Annotated in this window: 16 protein-coding genes; 8 read left to right on the top strand and 8 right to left on the bottom strand. The window is 64.5% G+C overall.

Annotated features, from left to right (window positions below; all coding sequences use genetic code 11):
- Nucleotides 1–14: 14 nt before the first annotated feature.
- The 3 genes from W7U_RS05885 (at nt 15) to W7U_RS05875 (ending at nt 2,388) form a co-directional block, all read left to right on the top strand.
- Entirely contained in the window at nt 15–1,322 is a 1,308-nt protein-coding gene (locus W7U_RS05885) for a cytochrome P450 (RefSeq protein WP_008255865.1), read from the top strand.
- A 40-nt stretch (nt 1,323–1,362) separates the two neighbouring features.
- Nucleotides 1,363–1,905, top strand: a complete 543-nt coding sequence (locus tag W7U_RS05880) for an ester cyclase (RefSeq protein ID WP_008255860.1) — start codon at nt 1,363–1,365, stop codon at nt 1,903–1,905.
- 78 nt (nt 1,906–1,983) lie between these two features.
- Nucleotides 1,984–2,388, top strand: coding sequence for a hypothetical protein (locus tag W7U_RS05875; protein WP_232536740.1), 405 nt, complete (start codon nt 1,984–1,986; stop codon nt 2,386–2,388).
- A 4-nt stretch (nt 2,389–2,392) separates the two neighbouring features.
- On the opposite strand, the gene W7U_RS05870 is transcribed toward W7U_RS05875, so the two are convergent.
- Complete coding sequence (locus tag W7U_RS05870; protein ID WP_008255856.1) at nt 2,393–3,880, bottom strand: NAD(P)/FAD-dependent oxidoreductase; 1,488 nt, start codon at nt 3,878–3,880, stop codon at nt 2,393–2,395.
- Between the two features lie 66 nt (nt 3,881–3,946).
- Nucleotides 3,947–4,213 carry a hypothetical protein gene (locus W7U_RS25295; protein WP_020822262.1) on the bottom strand — a complete coding sequence of 89 codons (267 nt, stop codon included), beginning with the start codon at nt 4,211–4,213 and terminating at the stop codon, nt 3,947–3,949.
- 220 nt (nt 4,214–4,433) lie between these two features.
- Between W7U_RS25295 and W7U_RS05865 the strand changes: the two genes are divergently transcribed.
- The gene (locus W7U_RS05865; RefSeq protein WP_036428776.1) at nt 4,434–5,192 is read left to right on the top strand and encodes a cutinase family protein; all 759 of its coding nucleotides are present in this window, start codon (nt 4,434–4,436) and stop codon (nt 5,190–5,192) included.
- Between the two features lies 1 nt (nt 5,193).
- Here the strand turns inward: W7U_RS05865 and W7U_RS05860 are convergent, their stop codons facing one another.
- Nucleotides 5,194–5,961 (bottom strand): Rv3717 family N-acetylmuramoyl-L-alanine amidase, encoded by a 768-nt coding sequence (locus W7U_RS05860; protein ID WP_170320560.1) that lies wholly within the window; start codon nt 5,959–5,961, stop codon nt 5,194–5,196.
- A gap of 58 nt (nt 5,962–6,019) precedes the next feature.
- On the opposite strand from W7U_RS05860, the gene W7U_RS05855 reads away from it, so the two are divergent.
- Nucleotides 6,020–7,189 carry an acyl-CoA dehydrogenase gene (locus W7U_RS05855; protein ID WP_008255853.1) on the top strand — a complete coding sequence of 390 codons (1,170 nt, stop codon included), beginning with the start codon at nt 6,020–6,022 and terminating at the stop codon, nt 7,187–7,189.
- Here W7U_RS05855 and W7U_RS05850 read toward each other — a convergent pair.
- The 5 genes from W7U_RS05850 to W7U_RS05830 form a co-directional block, all read right to left on the bottom strand.
- The gene (locus tag W7U_RS05850; RefSeq protein WP_008255851.1) at nt 7,169–7,765 is read right to left on the bottom strand and encodes a TetR/AcrR family transcriptional regulator; all 597 of its coding nucleotides are present in this window, start codon (nt 7,763–7,765) and stop codon (nt 7,169–7,171) included. The two genes, W7U_RS05855 and W7U_RS05850, sit on opposite strands and share 21 nt — an antisense overlap.
- Nucleotides 7,766–7,819: 54 nt before the next feature.
- Complete coding sequence (locus W7U_RS05845) at nt 7,820–8,365, bottom strand: carboxymuconolactone decarboxylase family protein (RefSeq protein WP_008255850.1); 546 nt, start codon at nt 8,363–8,365, stop codon at nt 7,820–7,822.
- Entirely contained in the window at nt 8,362–8,883 is a 522-nt protein-coding gene (locus W7U_RS05840; protein ID WP_014711448.1) for a carboxymuconolactone decarboxylase family protein, read from the bottom strand. The genes W7U_RS05845 and W7U_RS05840 overlap by 4 nt, the downstream gene beginning before the upstream one ends.
- Before the next feature lie 147 nt (nt 8,884–9,030).
- Nucleotides 9,031–10,251: an endonuclease/exonuclease/phosphatase family protein gene (locus W7U_RS05835; protein ID WP_255348944.1), complete on the bottom strand. Its 1,221-nt coding sequence runs from the start codon at nt 10,249–10,251 to the stop codon at nt 9,031–9,033.
- A 466-nt stretch (nt 10,252–10,717) separates the two neighbouring features.
- Nucleotides 10,718–13,168: an AAA family ATPase gene (locus tag W7U_RS05830; protein ID WP_232525832.1), complete on the bottom strand. Its 2,451-nt coding sequence runs from the start codon at nt 13,166–13,168 to the stop codon at nt 10,718–10,720.
- A 190-nt stretch (nt 13,169–13,358) separates the two neighbouring features.
- Here W7U_RS05830 and W7U_RS05825 point away from each other — a divergent pair, with 190 nt between their 5' ends.
- From W7U_RS05825 to W7U_RS05820, 3 genes are all read left to right on the top strand, one after another.
- Complete coding sequence (locus W7U_RS05825) at nt 13,359–19,760, top strand: DUF4011 domain-containing protein (protein ID WP_008255842.1); 6,402 nt, start codon at nt 13,359–13,361, stop codon at nt 19,758–19,760.
- 331 nt (nt 19,761–20,091) lie between these two features.
- On the top strand, nt 20,092–20,721 hold the full coding sequence (locus tag W7U_RS26105) for a DUF6308 family protein (protein ID WP_136244875.1): 630 nt from the start codon (nt 20,092–20,094) through the stop codon (nt 20,719–20,721).
- Between the two features lie 556 nt (nt 20,722–21,277).
- Entirely contained in the window at nt 21,278–23,782 is a 2,505-nt protein-coding gene (locus tag W7U_RS05820) for a hypothetical protein (protein ID WP_008255840.1), read from the top strand.
- Nucleotide 23,783 lies beyond the last annotated feature (1 nt).

The raw sequence follows: 23,783 nt of genomic DNA, 5'->3' as shown, positions 1-23,783 counted from the left end.
ACGAGGAGGTCTAGGTGAGCCTCAAGACGGGTCCCAAAAAGGGCCTGGCGGCGCGGACGAACGGGGCGCCGCCGCCCGAGATCCCGCTGGCCGACATCCACCTCGAGTCGCTGGACTTCTGGGCGCTCGACGACGATGTCCGCGACGGCACCTTCGCCACCCTGCGCCGCGAGGCGCCGATCTCGTTCTGGCCCGCGGTCGAGTACGAGGGGTTCGAGCCGGGCAACGGGCACTGGGCGCTGACCAAGCATGACGACGTGTATTTCGCGAGCCGTCATCCGGACATCTTCAGCTCCAGCCCCAACATCACGATCAACGACAACACCCCGGAGATCAGCGAGTACTTCGGCTCGATGATCGTGCTCGACGATCCGCGGCACCAGCGGCTGCGCTCGATCGTCAGTCGCGCGTTCACCCCGAAAGTGGTGGCGCGCATCGAGGCGTCGGTCCGCGAGCGGGCCCGCCGGCTGGTCGCCTCGCTGATCGCGAACCATCCCGACGGGGAGGCCGAGCTGGTCGGCGAGCTCGCCGGTCCGCTGCCGCTGCAGGTCATCTGCGACATGATGGGCATTCCGGAGGAGGACCATCAGCGAATCTTCCACTGGACCAACGTGATTCTCGGGTTCGGCGACCCGGACCTGGCCACGGACTTCGGGGAGTTCCTCCAGGTGTCGATGGACATCGGCGCCTACGCCAGCGCGCTGGCCGAGGACCGGCGGTCGAATCACCACGACGATCTGACCACCAGCCTGGTGGAGGCCGAGGTCGACGGGGAACGGCTCACGTCGGCCGAGATCGCGTCGTTCTTCATCCTGCTGGTGGTGGCCGGCAACGAGACGACGCGCAACGCGATCAGCCACGGTGTGCTGGCGCTGTCGCGCTACCCCGCCGAGCGGGACAAGTGGTGGTCTAACTTCGACCGCCTGACGCCCACCGCCGTCGAGGAGATCGTGCGGTGGGCGTCCCCGGTGATCTACATGCGCCGCACGCTGACCCGGGACTTCAAGTTGTCCGGCACCAAGATGAAGTCCGGCGACAAGGTCACGCTGTGGTACAACTCGGCCAATCGCGACGAGTCGACGTTCGACAATCCCTGGCTTTTCGACGTCGCGCGCACCCCCAATCCCCATTTCGGCTTCGGCGGCGGGGGCGCGCATTTCTGCCTGGGCGCCAACCTGGCTCGTCGCGAAATCCGGGTGGTCTTCGACGAATTGCGCCGCGAGATCCCCGACATCGTCGCGACGGACGAGCCCGCGCGGCTGCTGTCGCAGTTCATCCACGGCATCAAGACCCTGCCGGTCGCCTGGACTCCCCCGCGGTAGGTCGCCTCTAATCGCGAGGTCGCGGGCTTACGCTGACCACGTGACCATCCCCGCGTTCCCGCCCCCCGAGGTGCTGGCCGCGCGCCAGAAGCTCGTGCTCGACCACTTTCATGACGAGGTCCGCCAGGCCTGGGACGACGTCTTGGCGACGTTCCCGCATCCGCGCTACGAGTTGATCCCCCAGATGCTCGTGCATGACGGCGACGCGGCGGTGCGCGGCTACTACACCGAGACCCGCACGGCGTTTCCCGACCAGGATCACGAGATCATCGCGCTGCGGCACAGCGCCGACGCGGTGATCGTCGAATTCTGGCTGATGGGCACCCACCGCGGCTACCTGGGCAAGGTCCCGCCGACCGGCAGCCGGTTCCGTGTCCGCATGACCGCCTACTTCGTCTTCGACGACACCGAAACCCTTGTCTGCGAACGCATTTACTTTGACAGCCTGACCATGGTCAAACAGCTCCTCGGCGGGCTGGACATGAGGAAGCCGGCGAACTGGTGGCTGGCCGCGCGCTGCGTGCGCGGGTTCCTATCGATGTCGTCGGGAAAACCGGACCCGGCGCTGACCAACACCTCCTAAACTCCACCGCTAAGAGCAAGGGAGGCTGCGATGCGCACTTCACCCCTTCACCCGGTGGGCGTGCTCGTCGTCGCGGCCATGTTGGCCCCCTGCGCCGCCGCCGTCGCCACTCCGCTGCCGCCCGGTTCGCACACCGAGAAATGGATCGACCTGCGGGCCGGTGAGTGCGTGGCCGACCTGCCGCCGGCCGACGGCAGCCGCGTCGACGTCACCGTCGTCGACTGTGCGACAGCGCATTTGGCCGAGGTGTATCTGCGCGCCCCGATGGCCGTCGACACCGCCACCGCCGCCGTCGCCAACAAGGACTGCGCCGCCGGACTCGCCCCCTATACCGGGCAATCCGTTGACGCCGGCCGATTTTCGATCACCTATCTGATCGACTCGAACCAGGACCGCACCGGCGCCGACCCCACCCCTAGCACCGTCATCTGCTTGCTGCAGTCCGCCAACGGGCAACCGTTGACCGGATCCGCGCGCCGCTGAGGCGCTAGGCGATCACGTAGTCGCTGAGCGGGAAGGTCTGCGCTTCGCGCACCGAATTGAGCGTCGACGTGGGCCGCAGCAGCGACGCCTCACCGCTGGGGCTGAAGTAGTACGACCGCGACGTGGCGCAGTCGCCGCTGTAGAACACCGAACTGTCCAGCCGTTTGGTCATCCGCTCCATGAACCGGTCGTTGGCTTCCTCGGTCACCTCGAAGGTCGTCGCGCCCCGGCGCTTGACCTCGCCGAGCAGCCGGTCGATGTGCCGCATCTGGTATTCGATGGTGTGGAAGAAGGACAGTCCGGAGAAGGCGAACGGGCTTGCCAGGCCGAGATAGTTCGGGAAGTACGGCACTGAGACGCCCTGGTAGGCCTGGAACCTGGTCTCGCGCCACCACTTACCGAGATTGCGGCCCTTGCGGCCGATCACCTCGATGGCCGGGAAGTTGGCCTCCCACAGGTCGAAACCGGTCGCCAGGACCAGGGTGTCGATGACGGTCTTGCGCCCGTCGGTGGTGACGATGCCGTCCGGCTCGATCCGCTCGATCGAGTTGGTCTCCAGGTGCACGTGCGGCTTGGCGAACGCGGGATAAAAGGTGTTGGACAGGGTGGGCCGCTTGCAGCCGCAGTCGTAGTCCGGGGTGAACTTGGCCCGCAGATCCTTGTCCCGGATCCACCGGAATCGGTTGATCTTGGCCAGGTCGGCGGCCGAAATGTTGCCGCGCCCCCGCGATTCCCGATAGTGCAGCGCCCCGACGACCATGATGATTTCCAAGATGATGTCGGTGACCCACCGCAGCGCGCGCTGCGAGGCGGGCAGCCGGGCGAACAGGCGTCGCACCGCCTGCGGGAACTCGAAGTCGGGCTTGGGCATGATGTGGGTCGCGGTGCGCTGGTAGACGGTCAGCTCGCCGGCCCGCTTGGCGAGCTCGGGAATGAGCTGAACCGCCGACGCGCCGGTCCCGATGACCGCGATGCGGCGGCCCGTGTAGTCGTAGTCGTGGTCCCACGCGGTGGTGTGGACGATCTTGCCCTCGAAGCCGGTGATGCCGGGGATGTCCGGCAGGCGCGGCTGGGACAGGAAGCCGGTCGCGGTGATCAGGAAGCGGGTGGTCAGGTTTTCGCCGCCGGCCAGCGCCACCCGCCAGACCTCGGCGTCCTCGTCCCACTCGGCGCCTTCGACGGTGGTGTTGAACCGCATGTGGCGGCGCACGTCGTACTTGTCGGCGACGTCGGCCGCATACGCCTTGACCTCGGCGCCCGGCGCAAACAACCGTGACCACCCGGGATTGGGCTCGAACCAGTACGAGTACGTCGTGGAGGGGATGTCGACGGCGATGCCCGGGTAGTGATTGACATGCCAGGTGCCACCCAGGTCATCCTCTCGGTCGAGGATGACGAAGTTCTTAAAACCGAGGCGCTTGAGCTGAATTGCGGCGCCGATGCCGCCGAAACCTGCGCCTATGATGATCGCGTCGAAACGGTCCGTTTTCACAGCCTTGCTCCGTGCTACCTGTTTCCATACTTAACGAATCATAAGCTTTCCCTAAGATACGTCACTCTAATAGGGCGCCACGCCGAGCGCACCTGAGCGTTGCCCGTATGTGACCATGCCGACACCTGTGCGCCCGCTCAGCATTTTCGGCTCACGCGGAAACCAATTCGCCGCACCGGCGTCCTCATCGCGGGGCCGGAGGCAATCCCATTCGGTCCCGCGTGGGTTGCGTCGCGCGCACGGGTCGTCGTCGCGGCCCGATATCACCGAGTGGTGTTGAACGGAAAAGAGATCGAAGGTTACGCCGCCGAAACCCGTTTCGCCCGTTGCCATGTCGCCGCCCCTCTGATTGGCAGAGTCCCGCGATCTGCGGCTACCCTCGACAGACGAAATCAAACGACGGCTTAAAGTGTTTTTTGGTAACAAGATGCGCACTGGCCGCGTCGGTCCGATGGAGGCGACGGAGCCGCTATCCACCGCATGCCGGCGCGCGCCGGTATACAGGAAAACATCACGAAATGGTCGGCAAGTTGACAGTTTGGGAGGGGCTCGCATGGGCACGTTGGACGGCATGATCGTGCGTCGAATTGTTCGTTCTTTTGGTCCAGCAGTAGTTATCGCCGCGTCGGGCATGGCCGCCTCGGCCGTCTCCGGTTCCCTCATCCCCACCGCCGCCGCCGCATGTCCCGACGTGCAAGTGGTCTTCGCCCGCGGCACCGGCGAAGAACCCGGCGTCGGCCCCACCGGCCAAGCCTTCGTCGACGCCCTGCACCAACGCGTCGGCGACCGCTCCTTCGACGTCTACCCCGTCAACTACCCCGCCACCGACCAATGGGACACCGGCATCGACGGCATCCGCGACGCCGGCGCCCACGTCGTGTCCATGGCCCATGACTGCCCCAACACCAAAATGGTCCTCGGCGGCTACTCCCAAGGCGCCGCCGTCATGGGCTTTGTCACCTCCGCCGCCGTCCCCGAAGGCATCGACCCCGCCACCGTCCCCAAACCCCTGTCCCCCGACGTCGCCAACCACGTCTCCTCAGTCGTGCTCTTCGGCATGCCCAACGTGCGCGCCATGAACTTCCTCGGCGAACCCCCCGTCGTCATCGGACCCGCCTACCAAGACAAAACCCTCAAAGTCTGCGCCACCGAAGACCCCGTCTGCTCCGACGGCATGAACTTCGCCGCCCACAACACCTACGCCGACGACGGCTCCATCATCGACAAAGGCGTCGCCTTCGCCTCCAGCCACCTCGGCCTCGGCGGCCCCGCCCCGGCGCCGCCACCCGCGAGCGGGGGCTTCGGCAGCTGAGTCAGCCGGCCTTGGCGCTGAGGAAAGCGACGATTCCCCGGGTGACCGCGGCGGCGTAGGCCGCCCGGCCGTCCGCGCTTTCCATCCGCGCGGCGTCGCCCGCGTTTTTCATGTTGCCGAGTTCGACCAGCACCGCCGGGTATTGGGCCAGGTTCAGCCCGGCGAGGTCGTCGCGGCCGTACAGGCCGTCGGAGCCGATGTAGTTCGCCGGCTGTAATCCCGACTGGGCCAAGGCATCCCGCATCGCGTGGGCCAGCTGCACGGCGGGTCCGGTCTGAACATCGCCCAGTGGCGGGCTGGAGTAGTTGACGTGGAATCCGCTGCCCGACGGCGGTCCCCCGTCGGCGTGGATGCTCACGATCGCGTCCGGGCGCATGGCGTTGGCCGCCGCCGCGCGCTGGTCGATGCACGGACCGACGCCGCCGTCGCCGTCGCGCGAGAGCTGGGTCCGAACGCCCATCTGGTTCAACTGGTCGGCGATCAGCCCCACCACCGCCCAGGTGAACGCGTGCTCGGGATAGCCGTCGCCGGCCGCGGCGCCCGAGGTCTGGCACGGCTTGGTGCCCCCGCGACCGTTGGGCACCTGCTGGTTGATCGAGGCGTCGTTGACGGCGTTATGGCCGGGATCGAGGAAGACCGACATCCCGGCGACACCGGCGGCCGCGCGCGGGGCGGGCAGGACGGCGGCGGCGCCGAGGATCGCCGGCAGGACACCGGCGATCTTCAGGACGTCGCGGCGTGATCGCATCCCGCCCGGGCGATCGCTCACCGGGCGATGGTAACAACCGGCGCCGCTACATACTAAAAAGTATGTTACGGTCGTCGGCATGTCCGTGGTCGACAGCCGTCCCCTGCACGGCATCACCGACGAATTCGTGGCGCGGCTGGCCGAGCGCGCCGAGGAGGCCGAGCGGCTGCGGCGCCTCCCCGCGGCGACGGTGAGCGATTTCCGGCAGACCGAGCTGTTCCGCTTGTTGCTGCCGGCGCGGTTCGGCGGCCTGCAGGCCTCGTTTCCCGAACTGCTGCAACCGATTCGGCGGATGGCGCACGGCTGCGCCTCGAGCGCCTGGACGTTGGGTTTCTACGCGCTGCACAACTGGATGCTGTCGTTGTTCGATCCGCGGGCGCAGGAGGAGGTGTTCGCGTCCGGACCGGCGCTGGCGCCGGCTCCCCTGGCCCCGACCGGCCGCGGCGTCCCGGCCGACGGCGGGGTGCGGGTGACCGGCAGGTGGTCGTGGGCGACGGGGGCGATGGACGCCGATTGGATGATCGTCGGCGCGCTGATCGAGCGCGCGGACGGGATCGACCCGGTGCTCGTCGTGCTGCCCGCCGACCGGGTCGAGGTCGTCGACACCTGGCACACGGCCGGCATGCGGGCCACCGGTTCGCATGACCTGGTCGTCGACGATGTTTTCGTCCCCGAGCATCGGTTGGTCGCGGTGGCCGACATCTACGGCGGCACCGCACCCGGCGCGCGGGCGCACGGGGTCCCGACGTACCGGTGGCCGATGGTGCCCGCGCTGGCGCTGACGGCGTCGATGCCCGTGCTCGGGGCGGCCGAACGGGTGACCGAGCTGTTCGCCGAGCGCCTCGGTGGGCGGGTGCTGGCCTACAGCGGGGTGGCGCAAAAGGATCAGCCCGCCGCGCAGATCCGGCTCGGCGAGGCGCGGGTGCGGCTGAGCGCGCTGCGGGCGTTGATCGCGGCGACCGTCGACGAGATCGAGGCGATCGTGGTCAGCGGCGGGCGGGTGAGCCGGTCGGTGCGCGCCGATGCCCGGCTGGCGGCGGCGCGCACGGTGCACGAGTGCCGGGCGATCATCGCCGCTCTGTTGGAGGCGGCCGGCGCCAGCGCTCATTTCCTGTCGAGCCCGCTGCAGCGCGCCAAGCGCGACGTGGACATCGCCGCGGGGCATGTGGTGTTCGACTACGACACGAGCCGAGAGTTGGCCGGCGCGTTGGCGATTGGCGCGAAGATCTCACCCATCGCCATGATCTGAGCCGGCGGTCCCCGACTCGCCCAGCATCACGGCCAGGAATCGTTCTCGCTGGGACAGCGATTGGGCCTGCTCGGCCGAGCTGGTGAGGTGCAGCAGGCCGATTCCCGCGGCGAAGGTCAACTCCGCGCGCAGTTTGGCGTCCTCGAAGCTGAACCCGTAGTCGCAGTAGGCCTTGACCACGGTGCGCAGCAAGAGCCGGTCCGCCGCGCGGATGTTTTCGGCCGCGACCGGGTCCAGGCGGGCCCATTCGCGCATCGCCCGCTCGAGCATCCAGTACTGGGGGCTGACCAGCGTGCGCGTGAGGGCCAACAGGCGCTCCCGGGGTGGCAGCTCGTCGAGCTTGGACAGCGCCTGGCGGTCGCGTTCGAGGAATTTATTCCAGGATTCGACGAGCGCGGCCCGGTAGTGGTCGATGTCCTCGAAGTGCCAGTAGAAGCTGCCACGCGTGACACCGGCCTGCTGGCACAAACGCTCGACTTTGAGTGCGCGCACACCCTCTTCGGCGAGCACGGTGTAGCCCACCTCGAGCCAGTCCTCGGCCGACAGGCGGGTCGACGGCTGCTTGCGCACCACCATGTCGTGAAGGTTACGGGAAGGCCGATTGGCTGGTGGAGGAACCGCGGGCCACCGTCATTTTGTCGGCGGTATCGGCAGTCGGGCGGTCTCGTCGAGGTCCACGTCGAGCGCGTTGAGCATCAGCGCCAGGCCGGCGTAGCGGTTGATGACCATCAACGCCTCCATGGTGGCCTCCGAGCCGAGGGCTTGGTGTACCTGGGCGAAAAGCTCTGCCGCGACGCGGCGGGTGGTGACCAGCTCCGTGGTCAGGTGCAGGACGGCCAGCTCGGTGGCGTCGAAATCGCCGTTTTGCCAACCGGATTCGGAAGTCAGCGCGGCGATGCTGTCGCTGCTTAGGCCAACCGTCTGGGCGACGTCCTTGTGTTGGCCGAGCTCGTAGGCGCAGTCCATGAGATACGCGGTGCGCAGGACGATGAGTTCGCGCAGCCTCCTGGGCAGCACCGGGCTGGTCAGGGCGGCGTCGCCGGCCACCATCCAACTGGTGAACACCTTCTCGGCGTTGGCCAGCGCGCGGTAGACGTTGAGATTGCCCCGCCGCGCGGTCAATTCGCGGGCGAGTTCGGGCATGTCCTCGGGGTCGCGGTACGGGATGCGGGTCATGCGGGGGCGTCGATGTCGAGGTCGACGGCGTTGAGCACCAGCGCCAGGCCGTAGTAGCAGCTGACGATCATCAGCATCTCGGTGAGTGCCTCGTCGCCGAGCAGATGGTGGGCCTGGGCGAAGGAGTCGTCGCTTAGCCGGCGGGTGGTGCACAGCTCGGTGACGGTGTCGATGACGAGGCGTTCGCCGCTTTCGAACCCGGCCGCGTCCAGGTCCGCTTTGTCCTGGAGGGCGTCGATCTGTCGGTCGGTGAGCCCTGCCTTTCGGGCGAAGACCACGTGCTGGGCGAGCTCGTAGGGCGACTCCTGGAGGTGGCCGACCCGCAGGATGATCACTTCGCGCATCCGCGGGGTGAAAGTCGGGCTTTCGAAGAGCTGCCCGGCCATCTGCGACCATCCGTCGAACACGTTGGGGGCGTTGGCGATCAGGCGCAGCACGTTGAGGGTATCCGGGCTCGCGATGGGTTGCTGAATCCCCTCGGGTTGGCGGTCGGTGCTGACCAAGGGCATTCGCGTCATCGCCGAGGTCCTTTCTTGCCCACTAAGGGTTCCTCGACTGTACTGAACGCGGCTGTCCGGGAGTGCCAAGGGTTTGCGGAAAGTGATAGCTCCTGCGCTAGCGGTTTCAGGAACTTGCCTGTCCACCTGGCGGCGCTGCAGCTCAGCTCACTGTGGCGGCCCTGCGAAACCGTTGTCACTTACATGCGCCTTCAGCTGCGCCGCAACTGAAGGCGGCAAGTCGCTGTATCTAACTCCGCCATCCGGGACCGGCGTTTTCCACTGGTGGTCCAATTCCCGTTTGCCGAGTGAACCGTCTTGGAGCACGCGTGGGCCCCAGATCCTGACTTCTTTGAGCACACCTTCGGCCCACTCAGCTGTCACGTAGGTCGGACGGAACTGCTGCAAGAACTCCTGGCCGTTGAGGCCGCACTTCATGTCGGGGAGACCGCCTACGATCTCGAAGCGAGCACTGAGTTTCCGGCCCTGGACCAGCATTGCTGCCTTATGCCCTCTTGGATGGAACAGCTTGTCGCTCAAGGTGTGAAAGGATTGTTCACCAGTCATCGTTTCCGTCGACAATTGTTCTTTGGCGATTACCGTCGTGGCGCCTACTTCCGGCGTTCTCAGTTTGAGAACCACGCTGGCGTGGTCTGATGCCCCGGCCGTTCGAGGCCCATGAAGTATTGCGGCGTCGGTTACTGCGTGCTGCAGTGCCGGGGAGACAAAGATATAGTCGAGGCGAAACCCGTTGAGATCTTCGGACTTACCCGTGGTCTTGTCCACCCGTTTCGAGAACCAAGTGTAGTCGCGTTCGTGGGTGTGAAGGTGCCGCCACGTGTCGATGTATCCGATCTCAAGCAGTTTCGCCATCCAATGTGACTGCTTGAAGTTAGTGCCCTCGGCATCGATCCGGAACCCGGTATTGAAGTCCCCCAGAATGATTGCTTGACGGTCTTTATGGCTGACGGCGTAGTTGATGGTGTATTCCCAAAACAACTCCTTACGCTTCGCGCCGGAGATGCCGTAACCGTTTTCGAACTTATTGTCAGGAGCTCCCGGGATGTGCACAGCCAGTATGTCGAGGTCGAGCTCATTGAGACGAAGCGCGAGCCACCGTTCCTGGTCGGCACCGAGTGTGTAGTCATCGGGAGCATGCTCAATCGGCCACCTGCAGGCAACGAGTAGGCCGTTGTGATTTGCAATCGGTTTTGACGTCATGACGAACGGGTAGCCAAGCCGGTCCAAATGTGCGCGCAACGATGCTTCGTTTCGGGCCTGAAATTCGGTAAACGCTAGCAAGTCTGGTCGAACATCTTCGACGTGGTGGCAGATCGATGACACCCGCGAACCGCCACCCTGCCTGATGTTCCAAGTCAGAAGTATCACTGCTCAACCATCCCTTGGGCTAAGTGCAACCTTTTCCCGCCTGAACGCCAACTCATCGTGGAAGTCCGCTCGGTTTGGTCGGCGGGCAGCGGCTTCTCTTACTACTCAATGGCTGTCGTCGAATTTGTACAGCAAAACGCACGCACCTGTCCCACAAGGTGCCGTACCTCTGTCACCGAGGGCTGTAGCTCATAGGCGTGGTGGTGCACCGCCCGACTTAGCGAATGCCAAGCCCTCCTTACCCGCTCCCCCACCTCAGCTCCTCGATTCCTACCTAGCACCACAAGTTTTGAGTTCATTGTCGGCGGCTTCTCACTGGACGATGACCAGGAGGCGCTCTCCTCGTTGAGCCAATCCTCCAACGCAAGACGTGCCAGCAGCGCCGCGGTCCGTGCCGCCCGCGGGCCCAGCGCGATGCTTCCATCGAGCACGTTATCGGCGTACTCGAGCAGCGCGGCGCGTACAGTCATGCAGCCACTCGGGCTAAGTCGCCGACCGCCAACCGGGCATCTTTGACCGCGCCCCTGTAATCCGAAACTCCCTGGTGGACACCCCTGTTCACGACGGACAACGTGTCTCGGCGCGCACGACCACCCGACTTCCACTTGTCCACCGCAACGTCATCGTCGGCGTCGCCCGACAAGGCCAGTGCCAACCGCTTGGTCGCCTTGGTGGCTTTTTCCCAAGCTGTCTCTACAGCTTCACGAGATCGGCCATCCGACAAAGCCTTCGACGAATAGACATCCCAGGCGGTCACCTCCAACGCCTCTCGACACAGTGCTGGGATAGCGGATCGCTTGATGCCTTCCGGCACCGCATCGTCGGCCGCGATCGCGAACGCGTCGTCGAGCAGCCGCGTCGCGGGGCAAGTGGACTCCACGATGCTGATGGACGAGTTCGCCGCGCGTGTCACCTCGACGATTCGCGCGGGAGCCCGCGAGCTGCGGATGGCCGCCGGGAGCCTGTTGTCATGGGTCAAAACAATCACCTGGCGGTCTCTGGCCAGCGTGATCAGGACGTCCAGAAACCCGTCGATCTTCGACGGGTCCATCGCCTGGATCGGATCGTCGAACACCAGGAACCGGAAGGGACTCTCGGGCGATGTCGCGCGCGGAATGAAAATTGCCAGGGCCAGGGCCTGCAGTTCACCTTGGCTCATCACGCCGAATGCCTCGGTGTCCGATCCATCGACGGCAGCCTGTAGCACCACGCGTCTGGTGGTCTTCTGTCCCTCCAGGCGGATGCCACCGAGATCGACGTTGCTCTCCTGGCGCAGTGCCGCCCAGATCTCGCGGGACTTCTCGGCCAGTGGCGCGATCCGTTCGTTACGTAGCTGACTAGCGTTGGCCTGCAACCACTTCGATGCCTCGGTCGCGACTGCGAGCTGGTCAGCTACCGCGGCGGCGGCCTCGGCTTTGTGCAGCCAGGCGGCCAGCTCCGCGGCCACGGGGCTCCACGCGTCCTCGCGGGCTTGGAGCAGGTCCGAGGCTTCCTGGGTCAGCGCGGCGTAGGCGGTGCGCAGCGCCGGCAGCGTCGCTTGGACATGGTCGGCGAGCGCGAGGTCGTCGCCAATCGGGAGCTCGGCGAAGACATCGTAGGCGGCGCGCGCTGCTTCGATAGTGCTCAGCTCGGCATCGGCGAGCGGCGGGCGAGCCACCGATCGCACCATTGCCACGACTGCCGATCGCGCCTGCTGCGCCTCGGCGCGAGCGGCGGTGAGGTCGCTCAGGGCACTTTGATCGCGCTCGAGGGCCGCGCGCGCGGCCAGCGCCCAACCTTGGTCTAGGATCCCTTGACCGCAGACCGGGCAAAGCTGATCACCGTGCTGGTCGTGAAACTCCAGGCTGGATTCAAGCAGCTGGGCGCGGTCGGCCGCCAATGCATCGGCGCGCCGGACTTCTGCCTGTAGAGCCTGCGCCGCCGATCGAAGGGCTGTGTACTTGATTTCGGAGTCCTCGGCGCTCGGCGACGTCAGCTGGCGCGCCTGTTCCCACGCCATGGGCACATTGGGTGGCACGCCGGTGATCAATGGGCGCACTGCATCGAGGTCGGGCTTTGTTTTCTTGACCTGTGCCGCCGCGGCCGAGGCGCGTGCATCTTCGTGGGCGGCCAATATCGGCTTGAGGGCGTCGGCAGCTTTCTTGAGGTCGGCGCCGGGTTGGCGAAGCTTTTTGATCTCTGCGTCGAGGATGCCAATAGCGCTGGAGAGCTGCTCGAGGCCCAACAGCCGGTAGAGCTGGTCGTAGAACTCGCTTGGCCTGCCTTCCAGGATGCCGCTGAGCTCGTCGTAGCTGAGCAACGGCCGATACATCGTCAGCGCCGTGTCCCATCCCAGCGCGCCGACGGGTTCTTGCTTCTGCTTTTTGCGCTGAACCCAGCGCCGTGCGTCCTCCACGGGAACCTCCTGGCCCGCCGGCCAGTCCACGCCGATTGTCGTTGTGCCCGAGCCTTCTTCAGTCAGGCCGATGCGGATCTGTGCCGGTTCACCGGCGTGCAGGTTGCGCCACGCCTGCGACCACACAACCGGCTTGTCTTTCCATCGAGAATTGACGCCGGTCAGCGCCAGCTCCAGCGCCTCGGCCAACGTCGACTTGCCCGACCCATTGCGCCCGGCGATCACCGTCAGGCCTGGGCCGGGCTGAAGGGGGACGGTAACCTTGGGTCCGATGCCGCGGAACCCCGACACGGTGATCGAATCGAGATAGGCCCCCACCGGGTGCTCGGGCTCGTCGGCGGCGGTTAGCAGATCCGAGACGTCCGCGGACGCGGCACCGCCCAGCGCTTCGGAGAGGACGTCGGGGTCTTCCAGCGCGGCCAACACTGCCAGCCTTGCCGACTCGCTCAGCGATTCGTCTGCGTCGGCGAGTGCCAGCACGTAATTCTTCAGCGTGTCGTTCACCGGCTCCTGTGCTCCCACGGGGAAGAGAGTAAAAGCGCGCGCTGACACGCCACACGCTTTTCGCGTAAGGCGCTGCTCAGGAACGCCTGCGGAAAGTTAGCTTGTCGTGGTTTTATGTCCAACGCGGGCTGTCGGTCGGGCCACTTAAGCTCGCCTCACGTCCGAGCAGCGCGGCAGCATTCACCGAATTCACCTGGAGAGACCTCTCGTGAGCGAGAAGAACTACCACATCGTCGTGGGTGAGGCGCTGTCGATATTGATCGACGGCCTCAGCCCGTTCGTCGAAGAGGTGTGCGCCAAGTCGCTGCCACCCAGCGTGTCGTGGACCGAGGTGTTGCGCCGCAAGGATGCCGCCGCCGGACGGCAAATGGGCATGTATAAGGCCCGGGACTTGTCGTTAATGCTGCGGGCCATGACCGAACGGCTCGGTGAATACGGCTTCCCGTTCAACCGACAGCTGTCCCGGCTCGGACAAAGCTACGCCAGCGAATTGCGCGACGTCCGCAACCGGTGGGCCCACAACGAGACCTTCAGCGCCGCCGAGGCTTACCGAGCTATCGACTCGATCGAACTGCTCTTGCGGACGGCCAATGCCCCCGGCGGCGCGGCCGAAGCCGCCCGGCTGAAATTGACCGTCAGTCCCCTGCCTGCCGCTGGGCCCACGTCCGAAGGCCAACCCCGACCGGCAAGCGGGCCTACCCCGCCGATGGCGCAACGACCCGATGAACAGACGGTTCCCGCCACCCGTTTCGCCCCGGCCCCGACGCACGAAACAATTACGCTGCCGGCGGCGAGCACGGCCGCGATCCGACTGGAGATCAAGGCCATCTCCGACCTGAGCTATCCGATGGCACATTGCCGGATACCCGTGGTCGACCAGGTAACGATCGACGGGGTCACCGAGGACCTGCGGGGTGCGGTGCTCCGGGTGGATGTGGTCAGCGCCACGGGTTCACATGGCGGACCACGCGAACTGCACGTTGACCTCGCGGCCGGCAAGCCCACGATCCTGCGCGACGTTGACTTGGCGCTGGACCCTGCCTCCATGCTCACGGTCGACGACCAGCGCCCAGGCCGCATTGAAGCAGTCCTGCAGGATGCCGCAGGGGAAGTGATCGCGAAAGGCTTCACCGAGGTCAACATTCTTGCCGCCAACCAGTGGAAGGCCACCCCGCTACAGCTCGGGTTGGAGATGTTAGCCGCGCACATCCAGCCGAACGCATCAGCGATCGGCGGGCTAATGCAGGACGTTTCCGACCGTCTCAATGCAGCCACCGGACGCTCGGCGATCGACGGCTATCAGAGCGAAAGTCCAGAACGAGCCGACGCCATCGCGCAAGCGGTTTATGACGCGATGCGCGCCAGGGATATCCGGTATGCGGAACCTCCGGCAAGTTGGGGACTCGACGGTCAAAAAATTCGCACGCCGCACGAAGTCCTTGACGACCGACTGGGAACTTGCCTGGACACCGCTGTCACGATGGCCGCCGCGCTGGAACAGGCTGGCATCAACACCACCCTATGGGTGCTCAAAGGACATGCGTTGCTCGGCTATTGGCGAGTCGACTCTGCACTGCCGGCTATCTCCACCACCGAAGTAATCGACGTCGCCAACCTCGTGGACCTCGGTCAGATACGGCTTGTCGAGACGACGATGCTGGCAGGTGGCGACGACTCCTCACCCTTTCCGGATGCGGTCGGCGCGGGCAGAAGACATCTCGGTGATGACTTGTCGAATGTCCTTGGTGTGACCGACATTCGCCAGGCACGGCTCTCCAGGATCTATCCGCTGCCCAGTCGCACGCTGAGTCCCGATGGCAGCGTCGTCGTCACCGAATACACCCCGGCTGAGGGGCCTGTGATTGCCCCTTATCAACGCTCCGACTCGAGCGCGACCGTCTCGCATCAGACAGACTCGGTGCCGCCGCGGGTCGCCAAATGGAAGAACGCGTTGCTGGATTTGAGCCTGCGCAACAAGTTGATCAACTACACCGACCGCGCCGGATACCGGGTGGAGATACCGGGACCCGCCCTCGGCCGCTTCGAAGACGCCGTTAACGACAATGCACGCATAACGTTGCTGGCGTCTGACGCCGTCAAGGAAATCGATGTCGCCCGCGGAATCCGCTATGGGCGTGATCTTCCCGAACGCGAACGCGAACTGCTGCTCGCCGAGAAGAACAGCGCATACATCGACATCACCGCCGCGGCGTACAAGACCAAGCTGCGGTACTTGGCCGCCAAAGCCAAGACCATCGTCGAGGAAACCGGCTCCAATAACCTGTATCTGACCTTCGGGATGCTGAACTGGCGGTTCGACGACCGCGAACTTCGGTCGCCGTTGGTTCTCGTGCCCGTAACGCTCAGCACGGCCAACCGCGGCGAACGCTACACCCTAGCCCTCGACGAAACGGGAGCCTCGACACCGAACTACTGCCTAGTCGAAAAGCTGCGGGTTTCCTTCGGCCTGGAGGTTCCCGATCTCAAGGAACCTACGCATGATGCTTCGGGGATCGACCTGGCGGCCACATTCAACGCCGTTCGCCGCGCGATAACGCGGGCAGGACTGCACTTCCGCGTCGAGGAGACGACGCACCTCGCGATCCTGCAGTTCGCGAAGTTTCCTCTGTGGAAGGACCTTGACAATTCGTGGAAAGCATTGTCGAGCAACAGCTTGGTTCGGCACCTGATCGATTCGCCCGACAAGCCGTTCACCGACCCGGTGGCCGGCAGCACCGAAGTCGACCTCGATCGGCTCGGCGACGAAATACCGGTATCCGCCGACTCGTCTCAGCTGCAGGCCATCGCTCAAGCTGCCGCCGGACGGACCTTCGTGCTGGAAGGCCCGCCGGGCACCGGCAAATCCCAGACGATCACGAATCTGCTCGCCCACGCCATGGCCGCCGGAAGGCGGGTGCTATTCGTGGCCGAAAAGCGCGCCGCCCTGGACGTCGTCAAGAAACGGCTGCAGGCGGTCGGATTGGGCGAGCTGTCGCTGGATCTGCATGACAAGTCTGCGCGGCCCGCCGCCGTTCGCGAACAGATCCGCGCCGCTTTAGATCTCAGTGTCAGCGCCGATGCCGATTCGCTGCGTACGCAAACCGAGGCGGCTGAATCCAGTCGAAATGCCCTCGCCCGCTACGCGCGGCGGCTGCATGAGGAAAACGCCGCCGGCATGTCGTTGTATTCAGCGCGCACGGCCGAGCTCGCCGCCGACCAGGACGTCGCCCCGATTGAAGTTCCGAAAGAGCTTGTCGCCGGCGGCCCTTCGGAGACGCTGCATGCCCTCCAGCAGGTGATGCGAAAGCTGCCAGAGGTCGCCGATCTCGCGCAGCCAAGCGTCGATCACCCCTGGGGCTTCATCGACTCGCCCCCTGCGGAATCGGATGTCGCCGAAATCCACCGGTGCGCAGTCGAGTTCGACTCAGCGTTAGCCGCAGCCGTCGAGTGTGGCCTCACGATCGAGAGCCTGGGGCGGTGCGGCCTCCCCGCCGGTTTCGACAACTGGGTAAAGCTTTGTGGTGCTCCACGGTACCCGTTGGACGCGCTGGACACCTTGCACGAAGACGCCTGGGCGCAGGAGCTGGCGTCACTCGACGCCGACCTGCATAGCTTGACCCAGCGCACACCCGAGTGGCGGTCAGTCGCCTCGGTGGACGCGGTCGACCTCGACATTCCAACGATTTACGCGGCCGCGGTGGCGGCGGACGAATCGAAGTTCTTCGGGCGCAAGAAACGTCGGCGCGCCGTGCTGGAGCAGCTTTCTGATGTGTTGGTGGTCGACCCGAAAACCATTGACCTCAAAACACTTACTAGCCTCGTCGCGGACATCCTGGAGTCGCACGCTGCGGTTTCCGACGTGCGCGGCAGGGTGGCGAGGATTCCGACCACCGTCATCGGCGAACCGTGGAATCCCCTTGTCGCCGAGCACACCGCGAAGGTCAGGCAGGAATTGGGTTGGCTGCGGTGGACTGCAGCACTCCTTTCGGCTCACCTCAAGGACCCGCACATCGACGATCTGCGGTCGTACTACGCGAATCAGCCCGTCGGCGCCTTCGCCAGCCAACTTGCCCGCATCCCGTCGGCGTGGAGCGCCCTGACGAAAACCACCGAAACCAACTCCGAGCGGCAGAACGAATGGGCACAGCCCCAATCTTTCATCGTCCACTGGTGGGCGATGCGCAGCGCGCGCCGCCTCGGTGACACGGCCTCAATCGAGCATTGGGCAGCGTTATTGCATCTCATCGAACCGCTCAAACCTGCGGGGATGTCCGCCGTGCGGACGGCCATCCTCAACGGCGAGATCGACCCCGACGATGCCAGCTTGGCGTTCGCGCGCGGCATCGCCGTGGCATCCGTTGCCGAGCGCCGCGACGCCACCGCCCTGGGAAGCTTCAGCGCCGAGGCCCACGACAAGACCGTCGAGCGATACACGAAGAGTTTGCGCGCGATCCGCGGCGAGTTGCCTCGAGCGATCCCGGCGGCGCTACTACAAAAGAGGCGATTCGACGCCAATGCGGCCAGCGGCCAGATCGGCGGCTTGCGCCGCCAATTGGACCGACGCCGCGGCGGGATGAGCGTGCGCGGTTTGATCGAGCACTACGGGGAGCTGATCACCCAGATCATGCCGTGCACGATGATGAGCCCCGACTCGGTGGCGCGGTTCTTCCCGGCGCGCCCGGATCTGTTCGACATCGTCGTGTTCGACGAGGCATCTCAAATTCGGGTCGCTGATGCCATCGGGGCGATGGGCCGCAGCCGCTCTGTAGTCGTCGTGGGGGACAGCAAGCAGATGCCGCCGACCAGCTTCGCCGAGGCGAACGCCAACGTCGATGACGCGGACGACAACGACCAAGAGTTCTTCCTCGACGAGGAGTCGATCCTCACCGAGTGCGTCCACGCCCAGCTCCCCCAGCAGTGGTTGTCCTGGCACTACCGCAGCCAGGACGAGGCATTGATTGCCTTCAGCAACCAGCACTACTACAACCGGCGGCTGGCCTCCTTCCCCGCACCGCGAAGCGGTGGCGCGTCCGATGCGGGCGGACAAGGAATATCGCTAATCCGGGTAAACGGGACCTTCGAGCGGTCCGGCAAAGGCAAGACACTGCGGACCAACCGCGTCGAGGCCGATGCCATCGTCGATGACGTAGCGCGGCGGTTCGAGCAGTCGCCCGACGGGGTTCCGTCCCTAGGCATCATCACGTTTAACGCCCAGCAACGCGACCTGATAGATAACCTGTTGCGCGACAGTGCAGACGAACGGGTGGTGCGTGCTCTGGACGAGCCGGACGGGCTTTTCGTCAAGAACCTGGAAAACGTCCAGGGCGACGAGCGCGACACCATCCTGTTCTCGGTAGCATTCAGCGCCAACGAAAAAGGGGTGGTGCCGCTCAACTTCGGGCCGCTGTCGAGGCCCGGCGGGGAACGCCGGCTCAATGTTGCGATCACCCGCGCTCGGCGAGAGGTGGTCCTCTACGCGAGCTTTGACGCGGAGGACCTACGCGCGGAGGAAACCAGCCAGATCGGCACGAAGCATCTGAAGGCGTACCTGGAGATGGCGGCGCGCGGTGTCGACGACGCGGCCGACAGCATGCGTCGGACGCCCGTGATCGATCGCCACCGGGATGACATCGCCGCTGCATTGCGAGACGCCGGTCTGGTCGTGACAACCGATCTCGGCTTGTCCGATTTCCGAGTGGATCTTGTACTTGGGGATCCCACGGAACCCGAGCGGCAGCTTGTCGCAGTTCTCCTCGACGGTCAGAGTTGGCGCGCACGGCGCACCGTTGCCGACCGCGACGCCCTGCCGGTGGATGTTCTGCGCGACCTAATGCATTGGGCTGCTATCGAACGGGTGTGGTTGCCCGAGTGGCTACGACGACCTGAACACGTCGTGGCCCAACTCAAGGAGTCGGTAGAAACAACGCGTCAGCGTGTGCTGTCCGGGGAGATAACGGCGGAGACAGCGCCGCCGGCTCCCCTGCGTCAGAACGCGCCCCTACTGCGAGCGACGCTGCCTCCGAAACCACAAGCGCCACAAAGTCATCCGATGGTGCAGGTCTATCGCGAGTGGAAACCGGGTCGACTCGGGGATGTAACTGTGCTGGACGACCTGCCGATCGCTTACGCGGAGTCGCGGGTATACGACGCGATCATCAGTGCGATGGCCGTGGAAGCCCCGATACACCCGCGTCGACTTACCAAATTGGTTGCAGGAGCCTTCAATCTGACCAGACTCAACGAGAATCGCCATCGATCGATTGAACGAATCGTCCCCGTTGAGTATCGCCGGCCGACAGGCGAGGGGTTCTTCTGGCCCGTCGGCGTCGAGCCAGAAGACTGGCGGATCGTGCGCCGACCACCGGAAGGCGTCAGCCGTCAGTTAGAACACGTGTCGCTGATCGAGATTGGCAACGCGATGATCGTCGTCGCGGAGCAGACGGGTGGGATCGAGACGTACGACCTCAAACGTGAAGCGCTCAATCTGCTGGGTGGCCGCCGCGTCACGCAGGCGATCGATGCTCGGCTGAACGATGCGCTGAACAAGGCACTAGAGCGAAAAGTGCTGCGCCGTAGTTCGTCTGGGCTGATCGTTAGTGACTCGGGATAGGCCTGGAGGCGCAGATTAACGTCGCATTAGCAGTTCAAGATACTCCGACCCATCCTGAGGAAGTCGACGGTGGAGACACACAGCGGGGACATTCCTGCAAACCCTGACGTTCGCCCAGACGGGACTTGCTACTGCGGCTGCAGCGGGACGACGAAGGCCAGCAAGTACTTCGTGCTAACCCACGACCGTAAAGCCGAAGCACGGGCCATCCGAGAACGTTTCGGCAATATCGCGACTTTTGCCGTCTGAGTGGAGACGTATATGCCGAAGGTTGAGGATCAGTAGTAACCCTGACTCTCGGAAGAATAACTTGTCGCACCCGAAGGAAGTTATGAGCAACGGTTTTGCATTCGACCTTGGAGAGTGGTTCTCCGAAAACGCGATTCAAGTTCAACACTATTTAAGACGCTATTTCGACGGAGGATGCAACGATCAGTTCGCTGGGCGCTGGTTCGAAATCTTTGCCGCGGCGGCTGACGTTAACAAGTTCGCCCCGTCGGATGTACTTGCGGTGGAGGCACTTTCTGTAAAGGTGCCGACTGAATCTGCCGCACGGCTCCTCATCACCGAAGCTGACCAATTCAACGGACTGCTAGCGGAGGTGCCCGACGGTATCGACCTTTGGGACATGCCACGATCGGACGTCGAGCCAGAAAGTGCCGCCGCACAACTACATACAGCGCTCATGGAGCTTAAGGGCGTGGGATATGTTACCGCGGGCAAGCTGCTGGCAGCGAAGCGCCCACGACTACTGGCGATCCTCGATTCTGGAGTCAAACGGTTACTAGTGCCTCCCAAGGGGCAATTCTGGGCCAACATGCACGACCAGCTAGCCGATAAGGTAAGGCGACAAACCATTGAAGAGGTGTGTGCCGCTGCACCCAGCGGTGTCAGCCTCCTCCGGAGGATTGATGTAGCGCTATGGATGCATGCGACTGAACGCGCACGAGAGGATGAGTGACACCTCCGATTCGCCATTTTCGAGTTTCCTCGGACAGCCGGGATAGCGGCCAATCCCCAGTTTTCGCGGTTTGGGACGCAGCCCGGCAAATCCCGAGCCGCGCCATGATGTTCCGCAGCGATGACCAACAATTGGCGGCAAGCGCGGCCGCGCAACCTCCGAACCCCTTCACGTGGAAGTGCCGCATGTGTGACTAGCTCACGAAACTACGGTCCAAGCGGCGACTACTCGGACGCGCGCGAATCCACTCTATTCTGCCGCGAAGGTCGCAGCTCCGCGGCAGACTATACGCATATGCAAGTAAACGGGGGACGTCGATGCTCTGCCCCGAGAAATGGAGTGGATCGTGACTGTCGTCGCCACGTCAGCTGCGCCGCCACCGCACCCGTCCCTGGGGGGTGGATCGGGCGCTGTAGCAGCCTCCGCACATGCCGCCTGCGCTCGCTTCCGCGGCACTGATCCGCTGATCGTTGGGCGAACGCGGCGACGTCTCGCAGCGGAAATTGGCTTCGCTGACCAATCGGGACGCATCCCCGATGCGCGATGGATGCGTGCGATGACTTTCGAGCGGCTCGTACGAGATGTGGCGTTTGCCAGCGAGGTCACCACGACGGCGGTGGGGCGTCTCGGGCTTGCACGTCCCACACAGGTAGTGACAGTTAACGCCCACGTCAACGTCGGAAATACGGCGAAACTGCTCGCCGACGCGCATACTCGGTCCGTCCGCGATGGAGACGCCACTCTTATCCACGGACTAGCCGTCCCGTTCGCAGGCTTTGAGGCAACCGGCGCAACAAACGTCCGACCGGATTTCGCGATCGTCGCCGCGACTATAGATCGGACTAGATCTTGGATCATTGTCGGCGACGCGAAGGACTATGAACGCATGCGTTCCCGCGTCGAGGACACGCGGCTACTAAAAGGGTTTCTCCAGGTCGCCGTCGGCGCGGAGTCGCTTGATGCATGGTCTCTGCGGCCGGACAGGATGGCGGTCCACTCACATGGCGTGTTGGCGGTTCCGCGCAACGCTTTCCTGCAGCCCGAGCCGCTCGTGGAGCTGTTGGACGACCACAGGCGTGAAGTGCGGCAGCGCATCGCCGAGCGCGTTCGCGAGGCCGAACTTATATCGTTCGATAAATCGGCGGACGCTGCGCAATTCGTTGCCCACCTGATCGCCACCTTCGACCCTGCGACGTGCCCGACATGCCAACTTTTTAGCTACTGCCGCGATGAACTTCGAACGTCGTCGAACCCGACAGATCTGCTCGTCGAGCTCGGCGTGGCAGCGAATATCCGGCCCAATGTCGTGGGCCTGATCGACGGCACCGGGGTGCTCGGTCAGCCACCCGCGTCTGTAGTTGCGAATGTCATGGCGACGCTGAAGGGCGTCGCGCAGCCCACTGGCCAAAAGCGCGTAGACCAGGCGGGGTTGCCCGGCACTGTAAATGTTGTCATTGCCAAGTCGGACGCCGCGGCACTAGGCGTTCACGGCATCGCGCTCCAACGTGTGACGGCCACAGGGCGAAAGCCGTGGCGAGTCACCGTGTTTGATGATCCACAGGCGCCGAAGACTCGACGCGACCTACTGCGGCTGCTCGGCGAGGAAGTCGCTAATGCGATGCGCGACCAGCGCAAGGCGAACAAGGACGAACCGAGCCCCGTCCATCTGGTCGTTCCGGACACCACGACGGCGGATGTTCTCGTATCGATCGCAGACAACATGGCCGGGATCGAGCTGAGTCGGTTGCGCTGGGAGCGCGACCTTCAAGTGGGTAGACCCGCGCTCACCTTCAACGGAGAACCCGCCGACATCCCTTCGGCGCTGGCAGAATCCGATCGGACGGCCGTGTCATTCCTTTTGGAAGAGGATCGTGCCCGCGCAATGACCCTGCGGTCGCCGATCGTCGACCTTCGAGCGGCGCTAGCCAGACACGTCGCGGCAGGCGGGCCCGCTGTGGCTTCTTATCGTCTGGACTACCTCGTCGGGTGGGCCGAGACACTCACTCGTGGTCCGGTGCAGCCACGACAGTTCGAGGATTACATCGAGACGTCGGACCATACTCCGGGTGCCCGTCTGACCAGTCGCACGTCCAACGCCATCCACACCGCGAGGACCGCTGACCCGCAGGCATACATCGATCTCGTGACCAAAGAACTGGACTACAAATGCACGACGCTCGAGGGTGCACTGAACTACCTCGACACTGTCGCCGACTCGAAGCTCCGGGAGGTTTACCGCGCGATCGAGGGCGACGCACAGGCGGTGTGGCGGCGGAGGCTGCGGCTGCACGCCTCGGATCTGGTTCGGTTCGGTCGAACGTACCGCCACTGGCGCAACTCACTCGTCCCTGCGATCGAGAGTGATACGTTGTGCCGCAATCAACTTCTCGTGTTGGCCAACCCGCAGGCAGCCGAAGATTTGGCGGCGGACGCGGGAATCCGTCACGTCGCGGCCGCAACGGTCGTCAACGTCAACCCGCTGCGACTGTCCGTCGAATCGCGACGCATCGGAGCCGGATCCAAAGTGGTGCTGCTACACGTAGATGGCGAAGCGTGCATCGAACGTTCTCAGGTCACCGTGAAACCCCAGAAGGGCAGCTTCAAGTTCGAGGGTCTGTCGATCGGACCACTCGCTGCCATCGCCGACACCAAGCACTTGGCCTGGGCACCCGAGAACGACCCGGCGGTTTCCGCCGGCGCCCGACTAGTTGTTGCCGACTTCGCGTGGTTCTGCGACTTGAAGGGGAACAAGTTCCTAAAGGTGGACCGGCCAACACCTGACACCATATCGGCCCCTAAACCGGGCTGCACGGACGACTCGTACGAAAACGACCCGAACTCGCACCAGTACTGTTGTCGCCCACACGAAGACGCAGAGGCGGCCTGGTCGGACGAACTTGCGGCACGCCGAGCGCGAGGCGAGCTAAACCCTGACACGTGGCCGCCGGTGATCGACCGCGACGCTTTCGAAGTCGCTAGAGCCGGATCTCCCACTGCAGCTTCGCAGCCGGACTCGGTCGGCCCTCCACCCGACGATTTAACCCTTGACGATGTGGACTGAG

This window comes from Mycobacterium sp. H4Y, from assembly GCF_000364405.1.
GTDB lineage: Bacteria > Actinomycetota > Actinomycetes > Mycobacteriales > Mycobacteriaceae > Mycobacterium > Mycobacterium intracellulare.
The sequence above is the reverse complement of the archived record's forward strand: the minus strand, read 5'-3'. Positions and strand labels throughout refer to the sequence as shown.